Annotated in this window: 10 protein-coding genes; 9 read left to right on the forward strand and 1 reads right to left on the reverse strand. The window is 67.4% G+C overall.

Annotated elements, in window-relative coordinates; translation table 11 throughout:
- Positions 1 to 301 precede the first annotated feature (301 nt).
- From RM25_RS00505 to RM25_RS12160, 8 genes are all read left to right on the forward strand, one after another.
- Positions 302 to 1,324: a LacI family DNA-binding transcriptional regulator gene (locus RM25_RS00505; RefSeq protein ID WP_158487021.1), complete on the forward strand. Its 1,023-nt coding sequence runs from the start codon at positions 302 to 304 to the stop codon at positions 1,322 to 1,324.
- Between the two features lie 265 nt (positions 1,325 to 1,589).
- A complete protein-coding gene (locus tag RM25_RS00515) occupies positions 1,590 to 2,162 on the forward strand; it encodes an isochorismatase family protein (protein ID WP_013162128.1) in 573 nt (190 codons plus the stop codon).
- A 380-nt stretch (positions 2,163 to 2,542) separates the two neighbouring features.
- Positions 2,543 to 3,403: a transporter substrate-binding domain-containing protein gene (locus RM25_RS00520; protein ID WP_060759093.1), complete on the forward strand. Its 861-nt coding sequence runs from the start codon at positions 2,543 to 2,545 to the stop codon at positions 3,401 to 3,403.
- Positions 3,404 to 3,696: 293 nt separating this feature from the next.
- A complete protein-coding gene (locus RM25_RS00525) occupies positions 3,697 to 4,608 on the forward strand; it encodes an ABC transporter substrate-binding protein (RefSeq protein ID WP_044635860.1) in 912 nt (303 codons plus the stop codon).
- A gap of 166 nt (positions 4,609 to 4,774) precedes the next feature.
- Entirely contained in the window at positions 4,775 to 5,686 is a 912-nt protein-coding gene (locus tag RM25_RS00530) for an ABC transporter substrate-binding protein (protein ID WP_044635861.1), read from the forward strand.
- A 93-nt stretch (positions 5,687 to 5,779) separates the two neighbouring features.
- Positions 5,780 to 6,748: an amino acid ABC transporter permease gene (locus RM25_RS00535; RefSeq protein WP_230579873.1), complete on the forward strand. Its 969-nt coding sequence runs from the start codon at positions 5,780 to 5,782 to the stop codon at positions 6,746 to 6,748.
- Between the two features lies 1 nt (position 6,749).
- Positions 6,750 to 7,577: an amino acid ABC transporter ATP-binding protein gene (locus tag RM25_RS00540; RefSeq protein WP_044635862.1), complete on the forward strand. Its 828-nt coding sequence runs from the start codon at positions 6,750 to 6,752 to the stop codon at positions 7,575 to 7,577.
- 862 nt (positions 7,578 to 8,439) lie between these two features.
- On the forward strand, positions 8,440 to 9,321 hold the full coding sequence (locus RM25_RS12160) for a PadR family transcriptional regulator (protein WP_055346808.1): 882 nt from the start codon (positions 8,440 to 8,442) through the stop codon (positions 9,319 to 9,321).
- Between the two features lie 257 nt (positions 9,322 to 9,578).
- On the opposite strand, the gene RM25_RS00555 is transcribed toward RM25_RS12160, so the two are convergent.
- Positions 9,579 to 11,693, reverse strand: coding sequence for an NAD(+) synthase (locus tag RM25_RS00555; protein ID WP_404908164.1), 2,115 nt, complete (start codon positions 11,691 to 11,693; stop codon positions 9,579 to 9,581).
- Between the two features lie 179 nt (positions 11,694 to 11,872).
- Between RM25_RS00555 and RM25_RS00560 the strand changes: the two genes are divergently transcribed.
- The gene (locus RM25_RS00560) at positions 11,873 to 13,066 is read left to right on the forward strand and encodes a MalY/PatB family protein (protein ID WP_013162120.1); all 1,194 of its coding nucleotides are present in this window, start codon (positions 11,873 to 11,875) and stop codon (positions 13,064 to 13,066) included.
- The last annotated feature ends 3 nt before the right edge of the window (positions 13,067 to 13,069 follow it).

Raw genomic sequence — 13,069 nt, forward strand, 5'->3', positions numbered from 1 at the left:
TCCTGCGCGGGCAATGTGTGTGCGAGAGTGGCCTACTAGTTCGTACTAGTAGTACGTGGTTATGATTGTAAGAACAATCGTCGTCGGCTGTCAACGGTCAACCGCCCATGGGACAGGTGCCGGGGAGATCCGGTTCGCAGGCGGGCCGGCCCTCCCGGGGCTCGACCAGCAGGGTTGTGGCGTCCGTGGGCACCCTCCGGTCCCGGGATCGGGCCCCGGGAGCCGTCGGCAACCGGTTGAATGGATCCGCGCACCGGGCGCGGGGTGTCGTGGCCGGCAGGGACGTTGGGAGGCAGTGCTCATGAGCGGCTCATCAATGGGGCGTCGACCCACGATGCGCGATGTGGCCAGGGCGGCCGGCGTCTCGCAGTCGCTGGTGTCCATCGTCTTCCGGGGCGCTCCCGGTGCCGGCGCCCAGACCCGCGACCGCGTGCTCGCAGCCGCCCGCGAGCTCGGCTATGTGCGCGACGAGAGTGCGCGCTCGCTGCGCGCCAGCCAATCCACCAGCATCGGGGTGTGCTTCCAGACGCGCCAGCCCTTCCACCACGTGCTGTTGGACGGGATGTACGCCCATACGGCCGGCACGAGCCATCCCCTGGTGTTGTCGGCCGTCTCCGATGCCCGTGACGAGGCGACCGCCATCAGGGGCCTGTTGGCCTACCGTTGCGGGGCGCTGGTGTTGCTGGGGCCGCGCGGCGACGAGCAGTCCCTGTCGGCGTTGGCGGGGGATACGCCGGTGGTAGTGGTGGGCCGGCGCGTGGACGACCGCAGTATCGACTGGGTCACCTCCGATGATGGGCTGGGCATGGACCAGGCCGTCACCCACCTGCGCACGCTGGGCCATCGGCGCGTGCTCTACCTGTCGTGCTCCCGGGCGGCGGGCGGACCGGACCGCCTGCAGGCCTTCCATGATGCGGCGGCTGCCAATGGCATCAGTCGGTCGGTCACCGTGGCCGAGGGTGAGATGACCGAGCAGCGCGGGGCGCGGGCGGCGGAGCGGCTGCTGGCGGGGTCGATAGTGCCGACGGCCGTGATCGCCTTCAACGATCGGGTGGCGCTCGGCCTCATGGAGGTGCTGATCCGTCGCGGCGTCGCCGTGCCGAAGGATCTCTCGGTGGTCGGCTTCGACGACTCCGAGATCGCCCAGCGCGATCCGGTGTTGATGACCTCCGTGCACCAGGACGCCGAGAGCTTGGCCCGGATAGCCGTCGAGCGGGCCAGCCAGCGCATCCATCCGAGCAGCCCGCCCACTGATCCGCACGGCACCCTGGTGCCCACCCACCTGGTGGTGCGTTCAACCAGCGGCGAGGCGCCGCGCCGCTGACTTGCTCGTTGGGCGAGCTGCCCGTTCGGTGGGTGGCCATGCTGTGGGCCGGCATGCAGTGGGTCGGCACTGGACAGGTCGACGTTGGGCAGGTCGGCGTTGGGCGGGTCGGCGTTGGGCGGGTCGGCGTTGGGTGGGTCGGCGTTGGGCGGGTCGGCGTTGGGTGGGTCGGCGACAATGGGAACCGCGGGAACAATCGGCGCCACGCCGGCGCTGACGGCTGAGTAGGCGGTGCGGCCCGGCGGCCGCCGGACAAGGAGTCACGATGACTGACAAGGCTTTGCTCGTGGTGGACGTGCAGAACGACTTTGTCGAGGGCGGGGCCCTTGGCTGTGAGGGTGGGAAGGCGGCTGCGGCCGCCATCACGCAGCTGATCGCCGGGCTCGATCCGGCCACCGAACTGGTCGCGGCCTCGCGCGATGATCACACTCCCGGCAGCGACAATGGCGGGCACATCAGCGAGCATCCCGATTTCGTGGACAGCTGGCCCCCGCACTGCATCGACGGCACGCCCGGTCAGGCCTACGCGGAGCCCTTTGCCACGGCGCATCGCGATATCGAGGTGCAGAAGGGTCAGGGGGTGCCGGCCTATTCGGCGTTCGAGGGGCACACGGCCGATGGTCGCAGCCTTGACCAGGCGCTGAGGGACGCTGGCGTGACGCAGCTCGACGTGTGCGGCATCGCCACGGACTACTGCGTGCGGGCGTCGGCACTCGATGCGGTGCGCCTTGGTTACCAGGTGCGGTTGCTGGGCGCCCTGTGCGCCGCAGTGAACCCCGAGTCGGGCGCCAGGGCCGTCGACGAGATGCGGGACGCGGGCGTCACCATCGTTGCGTGAGGTCGGGCGTCGGCAGCTGGGCCCTGCGCACGCCCGTTCCGCCTCACAGTGGGCAGTTGTGCGGGAATGACGCCGCACAGGTGTCCACCTAACGGCCGAGTCTCGGCTGTCAGCGGGATAGGTGCGGATAAAGCACCGTGGACGGTGCTTTTGTCGACCCTGTCTTTTCCCGGGGGATGCCGGGACGTCGACATGACCGGGCAGTGCCGGATGCAGTCCTGCGAACGTCCGCGCTGGACGCCATCGGGCGGGCCATGCGGACGACGCTGGGGATGAATCCCACTTGATCCGGCACTTCCTGTGGATAACTCACGCGCGCGGCCAGTTCCTGCCAGTGTGGGCGGACATTGTTGCCATCATCGTGACGAGGAAGTCCCCCCATGACCCATGTATCCGTGACCCGTCCACGCCGCATCGGCGCCCTTGCCCTGGCCGCGGCGGCGGCCGTCGCCCTGTCCGCGTGTGGTGCCAGCGGCATGCTGGCGCAATCACCACCGACCGACGCCGACGTCGCCACCGGCACCGGGCCATCGGCCGGGCGGCCTGCCGCAACGAGGTCGGCCAGCGCCTCGGTGAAGGCCGACCCCGCCCTGGCAGCGCTGGTGCCCCAGGAGATCCGGGACTCCGGCGAACTGGTGGTGGACAGCAATCCCACCCTGCCGCCCATGTCATTCAAGGCCGATGACGGCACGGTCGCCGGCGTCGATGCTGACCTGGCGAAGGCCATCGCGGGTCGGCTCGGGCTGAGGCCCCAGGTGCAGCCGTACTCACTGGACGGATCCAGCTGGCACGTCATTGGCAGGTCGCTGGGCGATGCCGACATCTCCGTGTCGAATTCGGTGATCACGGCGTCCAGCAGGTGGAATTGGAAGAACGTGCAGTACATGAAGACCGGATTGCGATGGATCGTGCGCGCAGGCAATCCCACCGGCTTCAATGCCGATCGGCTCTGCGGGCATGCCCTGCAATATGAGGCCAACTATGACGAGGGTGGAAACCGCCCATCCATCGCGGCCGCGCACGTGGCGCAGCGGGTCAAGGAGTGCGCCAAGTTGGGCCTGCCCGAAGCCCACGCCAATGGAGTCCACAATGTGGATGAGGAGGCCACCGCCGTGACCGACGGCAGCGTCGAGGCGGCCGTGATGGAATCGCCGGCCGCCGAATATGTGGTGGCACGCAGCAATGGCGCACTCGAGCTGGCCGGCACCAGTGGGAGGCAACCGTCTATGGAATTCAGCTGAACACCGGGGCCGGCGACTTCGCCGATCTGATCAGTCGCACGCTGGCCTCGCTGGCCGACGACGGCACCTACGGGCGCATCCTCGAGAAGTGGGGCCTGTCGGCCTATGCCAGCAGTGAGTTCCCGGTGGATCCCTCGACGCCCGAGGTCGGGGAGTGAGGCCCCCGGCCTACCAGGGCCGGCCGTTGGCCTGCCCCACCGGCCCGACCGCGTGCCCGCCGGTGGGATATCAGGCTGTTATCAGTGCGATCGTGAGAAGCTGTGTGCACACGAATCTTGTAGGAGTCCCACACCATGTTCATTTCGCGCTTCCGTCGTGCGGCTGCGGTCGGCCTGGCCGCCGTCACCGCATTGTCCGCCACTGCCTGTAGCGGTTCCTCGTCGTCGTCCAGCTCATCCGCGAGCTCGGCGCTGCCCTCGGTGAGCGCAGACTCCACCCTGGTGAACCAGGTGCCCGAGAAGTTCAAGACCAAGGGCACCCTGCAGGTGGGCACCAACGCCACCTTCGCGCCGATCGAGTTCATGGCCGAGGACGGCAAGACCATCGTCGGCCTGGACGCCGACCTGTCCAAGGCCGTGGCGTCCAAGCTCGGACTGCAGGTGCAGATGCAGCAGGCCGAGTTCGGCACCATCATCCTGGGTGTCACCTCCGGCAAGTTCGACATGGGCGCCAGCGGCTTCACCATCAACTCCGAGCGCATCCAGCAGGTCAACATGGTGCAGTACATGAAGGCCGGACTGCGCTGGGCGGTGCAGAACGGCAACCCCAAGAAGGTTGACGTCAACGAACTGTGTGGCCGCACCGTCTCGGTGCAGCGCGACACGGTCTCCGCCGACCAGCTGGCCGAGAAGGCCAAGGCCTGCACTGACGCCGGGAAGGCCGCCATCACCCAGGTGGTCGAGGACGACCAGTCGAAGACCACCACCGACCTCAACAGCGGCAAGTCCGACGCGATGCTGGCCGACTCGCCCATCGTCGACTACGCCATCGAGCAGAGCAATGGCTCGCTGGAGGCCCTCGGCGACATGTACGACGCCGCCCCCTACGGCATCGTGCTGGCCAAGGGTGACACCGACATGGCCAACCTGGTGAGCAAGGCCCTCGCCTCGCTGAAGCAGGACGGCACCTACCAGAAGATCCTCGACAAGTGGGGCAACAGCGCCGGCGGAGTCGATGACTTCGCGGTGAACCCGACTGTCAGCTGATCACCCCCACGTCGAAGAAGCCCCACCCCTCCCCGTAAGATCTGTGCTTACCGGCCGTGTTGGTGGGGCTTCTTTTCGTCCATGTAACAAAGTCCCAGTTTGGACGCCAAATCTTCCTTCGTGCCGGCGTGCAAAGCTGAGCGAACCACAGCCAAAAGGAGCCCAGATGTCCCGCTCGTCCCTGCGTATTGCCACTGCCGGCCTGGCGGCAGTCACGCTGCTGTCCACCGCCGCCTGTAGCGGGTCGTCATCATCGACCTCCTCGTCGTCGACATCCGCCCTGCCGTCGGTGAGCGCCGACGCCAATCTGTCGGGCCAGGTGCCGCAGAAGTACAAGTCCAAGGGCACCCTGGAAGTGGGCATGGACGCCAGCTATGCGCCCAATGAATTCGTCGCCGAGGACGGCAAGACGATCGTCGGGCTCGATGCGGACATCGTGAACGCGGTGGCAGCACGCCTCGGACTCAAGACCGAGCGCGTCAATGCCGACTTCGGCACCATCATCCTGGGGGTCAGCTCGGGCAAGTTCGACCTGGGCGCCAGCTCGTTCACCATCAACACGGTGCGCGAGGAACAGGTGAACATGGTGCAGTACATGAAGGCCGGTACCGCCTGGGCCGTGCTGAAGGGCAATCCGAAGAAGATCGACGTCGACAACGTCTGTGGCCAGACCGTGGCCGTGCAGAAGGACACCACCCAGGTGGACGACCTCAACGCGCGCTCGAAGAAGTGCACCGACGTCGGCCAGCCCGCCGTCACCCAGGTGGTGGAGGTGCAGCAGTCCAAGGTGACTGCCGACCTGGTGAGCGGCAAGGCCGATGCGATGCTGGCCGATTCGCCGGTGATCAACTACGCCATCCAGCAGCAGGGCGATCAGCTCGAGCGCCTCGGCGACATGTATGACGCCGCGCCCTATGGACTTCTCGTGGCCAAGGCTGACACCGACATGGCCGACCTGGTGAGCCGGGCGCTCACCTCGCTGAAGGACGACGGCACCTACAAGGCGATTCTGGACAAGTGGGGAAATGCCTCCGGCTCGGTTGATGATTACCCGGTGAACCCCTCAGTCGGTGGCTGAAACCAGCCACGAACTGAGACACTGTTGAGCGCGCCGCCCGGCCAGGGCGACTGAGCGGGCGGAAGGACCTGACGACAACCCATGAGTGAGCAAGTGAGCGCGGGCACAACCGCACAGACAGCCGAGAAGCGGCCCGGCCGTATCGACGCCGTTCCCGTGCGTCACCCCTGGCGCTGGGTCGCCGTGGCATTCATTGCCGTGCTCGTCGCCATGGTGGTGCACTCCTTCGTCACCAACCCGCGATGGGACTGGGCCAGCACCTTCGAGTTCCTGTTCCGTCCCCCGATCATCGAAGGCCTGATCAAGGGCACCATCTTGGGCACCGTGATCGCGATGATCATCGGCGTCGGGCTCGGCGTGTTGCTGGCCGTGCTGCGGCTCAGCAAGAACCCGGTGCTCAAATATGCGTCGGCCGGCTTCACGTGGTTCTTCCGGGCGATCCCGCGCTATGTGTTGCTGACGATCCTCGGCGTGGGGCTGATCTACCTCTATCCCACCATTGACATCGGCATTCCCTTCGGCCAACAGATCTCGCACTGGCTCGGCCTGGGCTGGGACATGACCTGGTGGCACATCGACATGCGCAATGTGTCCAGCGGCATCGGCATCGGTGCGCTCGGGCTGGGCCTGTCCGAGTCGGCCTACATGGCCGAGATCGCGCGCGCCGGCATCGTTTCGGTGGATGACGGCCAGACCGAGGCCGCCGAGGCCCTGGGCATGAGCCACCGCAAGACCATGCGCCGCATCGTGCTGCCGCAGGCGATGCGCGTGATCGTGCCGCCCACCGGCAACGAGTTCATTGCCATGATCAAGGACACCTCGCTGCTGGCCGCCATCCCGGTGGGCATGGAGCTGTTCTACCAGGCCACCATCATCGCCAACCGCACCTACAAGGTGATGTCGGCCTACGTGGCCGCCACCATCTGGTACCTGGTGGTGTGCTCGGTGCTGATGTTCCTGCAGAGCCTGCTCGAGAAGCGCTTCGGACGTGGGTTCTCCAACGGCGACGACGAACTCAATCCCAGGGCCCGACGGCTGCTGCAGAAGACGGGAGAGCACTGAGATGAGCCAGGACAACGCGTCACGCAGCACCGGATCGTCGTCGTCACGAGGCGAGGTGGCCGCGGTCAACGCGGTGAACGTGCACAAGTTCTTCGGCCGCACCCATGTGCTCAAGGGCATCGACATGGAGGTGGCGCCCAGCGAGGTGGTGTGCCTGATCGGGCCCTCCGGCTCGGGCAAGACCACCTTCCTGCGCTGCATCAACCAGCTGGAGGAGATCGACGGGGGCCGCATCTGGGTCAACGGCGACCTGATGGGCTATTACGAGAAGAACGGGCGCCTGCACGTGCTGGACGACGCGGCGAAGGCTCGCCAGCGGCGTCCGATCGGCATGGTGTTCCAGAGGTTCAACCTGTTCCCGCACATGACCGCAGTGCAGAACATCATCGAGGCACCCACCCAGGTGCTCGGCGTCTCCAAGGCCGACGCCACGAGTGAGGCGATGAACCTGCTCGACCAGGTGGGCCTGGCCGATCGTGCCGAGAACTATCCCTCGCAGCTGTCGGGTGGCCAGCAACAACGCGTGGCTATCGCCCGCGCCCTGGCGATGCACCCCAAGCTGATGCTGTTCGACGAGCCGACCTCGGCGCTCGACCCCGAGCTGGTGGGTGATGTGCTCAAGGTGATGCGCGACCTGGCCGAGGAGGGCATGACCATGGTGGTGGTCACCCACGAGATGGCCTTCGCCCGTGATGTCGCCGACCGTGTGGTGTTCATGGACGCCGGCAAGGTGGTGGAAGAGGGCACGCCCGACCAGGTGATCAACCACCCCAGCCAGGAGCGCACCCAGCAGTTCCTCAGCAGGATGGTTGCCGACCCGCACGTGTGAGCCACTGCCCCGCAGGATGACCTGCACGCAGGGGTCAAACTGCGCGCCGGGTCAACGCCCATGAAACTCAGACGACCGCCGGTCCCCGTCACGGGGCCGGCGGTAGTGCGTTCCCGCCCGGCGCTGCTTCCGGCGCGGTTCCCGACATCCTGTTTCCCGCGGCCGGGGCACGACATTCCCGCGGTCGCACCAGTGCGGCCGTGGGGTCGGCAGGGGACCGGATCGCCGGCTCCGGGGTCGTTCACCGTGGGCATGACTGCCCGGGAATGTTTCGATACATCGATGAGTTGAGTGGAGCATGCTCAACGCGACGGTTACCACGAGACGACCGGCCGGGTGGGCCGGATTCGGATATTCGGTGTCCGCATTCCCCGCGTCGGCATGCCCTGCTCCGGCTTCGTTCGCGGCGTTTCACCTTCGGGCCCACGTGCGTCGTGGGCGCAGGCCCGGCGTCCATGGCTCCCGCCCGACTTCCGGGAGCACCGACCGGCCGTGGGTCCACACGCGACGTTCGCTGGCGGCGATCCGGAACCCCGGACTTGCGTGAAGTCACTCGTCGAGGTATCTTCGATATATCGACGGGCGATCGATGAGAAGAACCGGCAACGAGCAGGAAGCCCGCCAGCCCGATCAGGCTCCTCGCGCAGCAACTCCGGGGCGTCAGCCCGGAGCGCAAGACCCGCAGGACGGGTCCCGCGGGGCAACACGGTGAGACCGGGCCCCGCAAACCCCAACACGTCAACATCACCGGGCCCGATCGGCTGAGAGGCCAGGCCCTGCCTGGATGGGTGCCGATCCGGGCCCGGATACAGATACCGGGACGCGCGAACAGCCGTCCCACAACACTTAAGGATTCAACACAATGCGTTATTACTTCATGATTCAGGAAGATCCAAGGTCGGGCGGCCCCGGTCCCCGTGGCCATCACGGCCATGGCGGTTGCGGCGGACGTCGGGACTTCGACGGACCTCGCGGCAGGGACTTCGGCCCCCGCGGCGGCGACTTTGAGGGTCCCCGCGGTGGCGGCGACCTTGAGGGTCCCCGTGACGGCTTCGGTCGTCGGGGTGGACGCCCGGGCTTCGGCGGACGCGGTGAGGGAGACCCCCGTGGCCGCGGCGAGGCCGGTGGCTTCGGTGGCGACGGCTTCGGCGGCCCCGAGTTCGGTCCCGGCTTCGGCCCCGGTCCGCGCGGCCCGCGTGGCGGCATGGGCTTCGGCCCCCGTGGACCCCACCATGGCCATCACGGCCGTGGCAAGGGACGTCGCGGCGACGTGCGCGCCGCCGTGCTGAACCTGCTCAACGAGCAGTCGATGACCGGCTACCAGCTGATGGGTGCCATCGAGGAGAAGTCGCAGGGCCTGTGGAAGCCCGGCCCCGGCTCCATCTACCCGGCGCTGCAGTTGCTTGCCGACGAGGGCCTGATCACCCTCACCGGCGCCGATGAGGCGGGCAAGAAGCCCTATGCCATCACCGACGAGGGCAAGAAGTACCTTGCCGAGCACCCCGAGCAGACGAAGGCTCCCTGGGACCGCGTCACCCGCGACCTCCAGGGTGTGCTGAGCCTGCGTCCCGAGCTCGAGCAGCTCGCCGCGGCCGTGCGCCAGGCAGCCACTGTGGCCGCCGAGGGTCAGCAGGCCAAGGTCAAGGACGTGCTCACCCGAGCCCGCAAGGAGGTGTACCGCATCCTCGCCTCCGATGAGGACGATGCCGGCACCAACACCCCCGATGGTGACTCGAACAACTAAATGCCGACGCAGGGTCCGTCCGACGTAGGTCGGCGGCAACCCGAAGCCCGTCCGACGTAGGTCGGCGGCAACCAGGAGCATGCGGCATCTGCTGACCCGACCGGTCAGCACCGTGATGGCCCCGGCCCCACCAGCAGTGGTGGGTGCCGGGGCCATCGTCGTCCCCCGGTTGTCTCGGGGTTGGTTGCCAAGCGCTGGTTGCCCAGTGTTGGTTGCCAAGTGCCGATTACCCAGTCCCGACTATGAGTGCCGATTGTTCAGTGCTGGTCGGGCACCTTGTCCAGGTCGGCCAGCCAGGCCCGGGCATTGCCGTCGGACGGTGAACGCCAGTCGCCGCGTGGCGAGAGGGAACCACCGGCCATCACCTTCGGGCCGTTGGGGATGGCGGTGCGCTTGAACTGGTTGGCCATGAAGCGCTTGCAGAACACGGTGAGCCACTTCTTGATGTCGGCCAGCGAGTAGGCGATCCGTTCGTCGGCGGGGAAGTTAGCCGGCCACTCGCCCAGGCCGGCGTCGGTCCAGATGTGCGAGGCCAGGAAGGCGATCTTCGACGGACGCAGGCCGTGGCGTAGCCAGTAGTAGAGCGCGAAGTCGTGCAGGGCATAGGGGCCGATGGTGTCCTGGGTGCTCTGCGGCTTGGCACCCTCGGCCACGGGGATGAGCTCGGGGCTGATCTCGGTGTCGAGGATCGACTGGAGCACGCGCCCCACCCGGTCGTCGAACTGCCCCGAGGCGATCACCCAACGGATCAGGTGTTGCATCAGCGTCTTGGGCACTCCGCAGTTCACGGCGTAGTGGCTCATCTGGTCGCCGACGCCGTAGGTGGCCCAGCCCAGGGCGAGCTCGGACAGGTCGCCGGTGCCCAGCACGATGCCGCCGCGCTGGTTGGCGATGCGGAACAGGTAGTCGGTGCGCAGGCCGGCCTGGACGTTCTCGTAGGTCACGTCGTAGTCGTCGAGCGGGTGGCCCAGGTCGGAGAGCATCTGCTCCGCGGCGGGACGGATGTCCAGGGTCTCGAAGGTGGTGCCGAGGGCCTGCGACAGTTCCACGGCGTTGTTGCGGGTGTGGGCGCTGGTGGCGAAGCCGGGCATCGTGAAGGTGAGGATGTCGGTGCGGGGGCGTCCGGCAAGGTCCATGGCGCGTGCGGCCACGAGCAGTGCCTGGGTGGAATCCAGGCCACCCGAGATGCCGATCACCACCTTGGCCCCGCCGATGGCGGCCAGCCGCTGGCTCAGCGCGGACACCTGGATGTTGTAGGCCTCGTAGCAGTCCTGGTTCAGGCGTGCCGGGTCGGACGGCACGAAGGGGAAGCGTTCGAGGGGACGACGCAGGCCCAGGTCGGAGCGGGGCGGGTGCAGGGTGAAGCCGATGGTGCGCATCGCGGGGCGTTCGTGGCGGGCATTGTCGTCGAAGGTGCCCTCGCGCAGCCGTTCCTGGCGCAGCAGGTCGAGGTCGATGTCGGCGATCGATTCGCCCGGGGTGGTGGGGAAGCGCTCGGTTTCGGCAAGCAGGCGGCCGTTCTCGTAGATCATCGTCTGCCCGTCCCACGACAGGTCGGTGGTGGGTTCCCCCAGGCCGGCGGCGCAATAGACGTAGGCGGCGAGGTTGCGTGAGCTGGTCGAGCGGCACAGCAGGTGGCGTTGCTCGGCCTTGCCCACGGTGATGGGCGAGCTGGAGATGTTCACCAGCACGGTGGCGCCGCCCAGGGCGGCCAGGGAGCTGGGCGGCACGGGCACCCAGACGTCCTCGCAGACCTCCACGTGCACGGCCAGGTCGGGCAGGTCGTCGGCGCGGAAGATGAGGTCGGGACCGAAGGGCACGACGAGGTGGTCGGCGGCGTCGCCGGGCCCCTCGCCTGCTTGCGCGCCCGGATCGTTGGCGTCCCGGTGGTCTGTTCCCACGTTCTCTGTTGCCGGGTGGTGTGCGCCCAAGTCGATGACCCCGCCCTGGTCGGCGCCGTCGGCAAAGTGGCGGCGCTCGTAGAACTCGCGGTAGGTCGGCAGATAGCTCTTGGGCACCACGCCCAGCACGTCGCCGTGGTGCAGGACGACTGCGCAGTTGAACAGGCGCGAACCATTGCGCAGCGGTGCGCCGACGATGATCAGCGCGGCGAGGTCGCGGGTGGCGTCGGCCACGGTGTGCAAGGCGTCGAGGGCGGCGTCGAGCACGGTGTCCTGCAGCAGGAGGTCGTCGATCGCGTAGCCGGTGAGGCACAGCTCCGGAAACGCGATGACGGATGCCCCCGTGGCCGCGATGCGCCGGGCGTGCTCGATCACGCGGGTGGCGTTGGTGGCGGGGTCGGCGATGGCGGTGTTGCTGGTCGCGGCGGCGACGCGTGCGAAGCCCTGGTCGTAGAGCGACGAGAAATTCATGATGCTCCTCATCTGTGCCACTCCAGTGTCCCAGACCGGTGGAGTGCCGGATCGTCGGCTGCCCGGGGCCGTCGGGTGCGGTGGTGATTGGGGTCTCAATGGAAGAATGCAGGGGTAGGCACTTGTCGGCGCCGGCATCCCGGATTGCCGCGCCGAGAACCACCGGAATGGGGTCACAGATGGATCTGCAGGATTTCGTCGAGCAGTACGCCGTCGAGCGCAAGGGCACCGATTCACTCAAATGGGACGCCCTGGGCCAGCGCTTCGGCAATGCCGGCCTGTTGCCCATGTGGGTGGCCGACATGGAGTTCAAGGCCCCCGAGGCGGTGATCGAGGCGCTGCGGACGCGCGTCTCCCACGGTGCATTCGGCTACACCTATGTGGACGATGCGTACTTCGAGGCCTTCGACGACTGGGCGGCGCGGCACAATGAGGCCCGCGTGCAGCGTGACTGGGTGCGCTTCTCCACCGGCGTGGTGTCCAGCTTCTACTGGATGGTCAATGCCTTCACCCAGCCCGGCGATGCGGTGCTGCTGGCGACGCCGGTGTACTACCCGATGCACAATGCCGTGAAGGACACCGGACGCAAGCTGGTGACCACGGCGTTGCAGCCCGACGAGCGCGGCATCTACCGCTACGACATGGCCGACATGGAGCAGGTGATCACCGAGAATTCGGTGAAGCTGTTCATCATGTGCTCGCCGCACAATCCGGTGGGGCGCGTGTGGACGCCCGAAGAGCTGGTCGACGTGCTGGAGCTGTGCCGCAGCCATGGCGTGCTGGTCGTGTCCGATGAGATCCACCAGGACATCATCCTGGGCGAACGTCCGTTCGTGGCGGCCCAGCAGGTACAGGACGGCGCGTTCACCGACAACCTGATCACGCTGAATGCGGCGTCCAAGACGTTCAACCTGGCCGGGCTGGTGCACTCGCACATCATCATCCCCGACAAGGACCTGCGCGCCCGCTATGACGCGTGGGCGAAGGGATATGTGCAGACCGAGACCAACATCATGGGCATCACCGCCACCGAGGCCGCGTGGCGCCATGGCCAGGATTGGCTCGACGGGCTGCTGGCGGTGGTGCGTCGCAACGAGGCCGAGTTCCGCCGCCGCATCGGTGAGGTGGCGCCGAAGGCCGCGATCCCGCCGTTGGAGGGCACCTACCTGCTGTGGCTCGACCTGCGTGAGTATGTCGACCGTCGCGAGGTGAAGAAGTTCATCCAGGACCAGTGCAATCTTGCCGTTGACTACGGGGAATGGTTCAGCCCGGCGTCGCGGGGCTTCGTGCGGTTCAACCTGGCGACCACCCCGCAGATTGCCGACGAGGCGATCAGCCAGCTGGTGGAGGGCCTCGGCACGCTCGACGAGTGAGTC

The organism is Propionibacterium freudenreichii subsp. freudenreichii (assembly GCF_000940845.1).
In the GTDB taxonomy this organism is placed as follows: Bacteria; Actinomycetota; Actinomycetes; order Propionibacteriales; family Propionibacteriaceae; genus Propionibacterium; species Propionibacterium freudenreichii.

Coding starts and splice junctions, on each gene's coding strand:
- RM25_RS00505 (WP_158487021.1), top strand. CDS start 302: ATGAGCGGCTCATCAATGGGGCGTCGACCCACGATGCGCGATGTGGCC.
- RM25_RS00515 (WP_013162128.1), top strand. CDS start 1,590: ATGACTGACAAGGCTTTGCTCGTGGTGGACGTGCAGAACGACTTTGTC.
- RM25_RS00540 (WP_044635862.1), top strand. CDS start 6,750: ATGAGCCAGGACAACGCGTCACGCAGCACCGGATCGTCGTCGTCACGA.
- RM25_RS00520 (WP_060759093.1), top strand. CDS start 2,543: ATGACCCATGTATCCGTGACCCGTCCACGCCGCATCGGCGCCCTTGCC.
- RM25_RS12160 (WP_055346808.1), top strand. CDS start 8,440: ATGCGTTATTACTTCATGATTCAGGAAGATCCAAGGTCGGGCGGCCCC.
- RM25_RS00555 (WP_404908164.1), bottom strand. CDS start 11,693: ATGAATTTCTCGTCGCTCTACGACCAGGGCTTCGCACGCGTCGCCGCC.
- RM25_RS00560 (WP_013162120.1), top strand. CDS start 11,873: ATGGATCTGCAGGATTTCGTCGAGCAGTACGCCGTCGAGCGCAAGGGC.
- RM25_RS00530 (WP_044635861.1), top strand. CDS start 4,775: ATGTCCCGCTCGTCCCTGCGTATTGCCACTGCCGGCCTGGCGGCAGTC.
- RM25_RS00525 (WP_044635860.1), top strand. CDS start 3,697: ATGTTCATTTCGCGCTTCCGTCGTGCGGCTGCGGTCGGCCTGGCCGCC.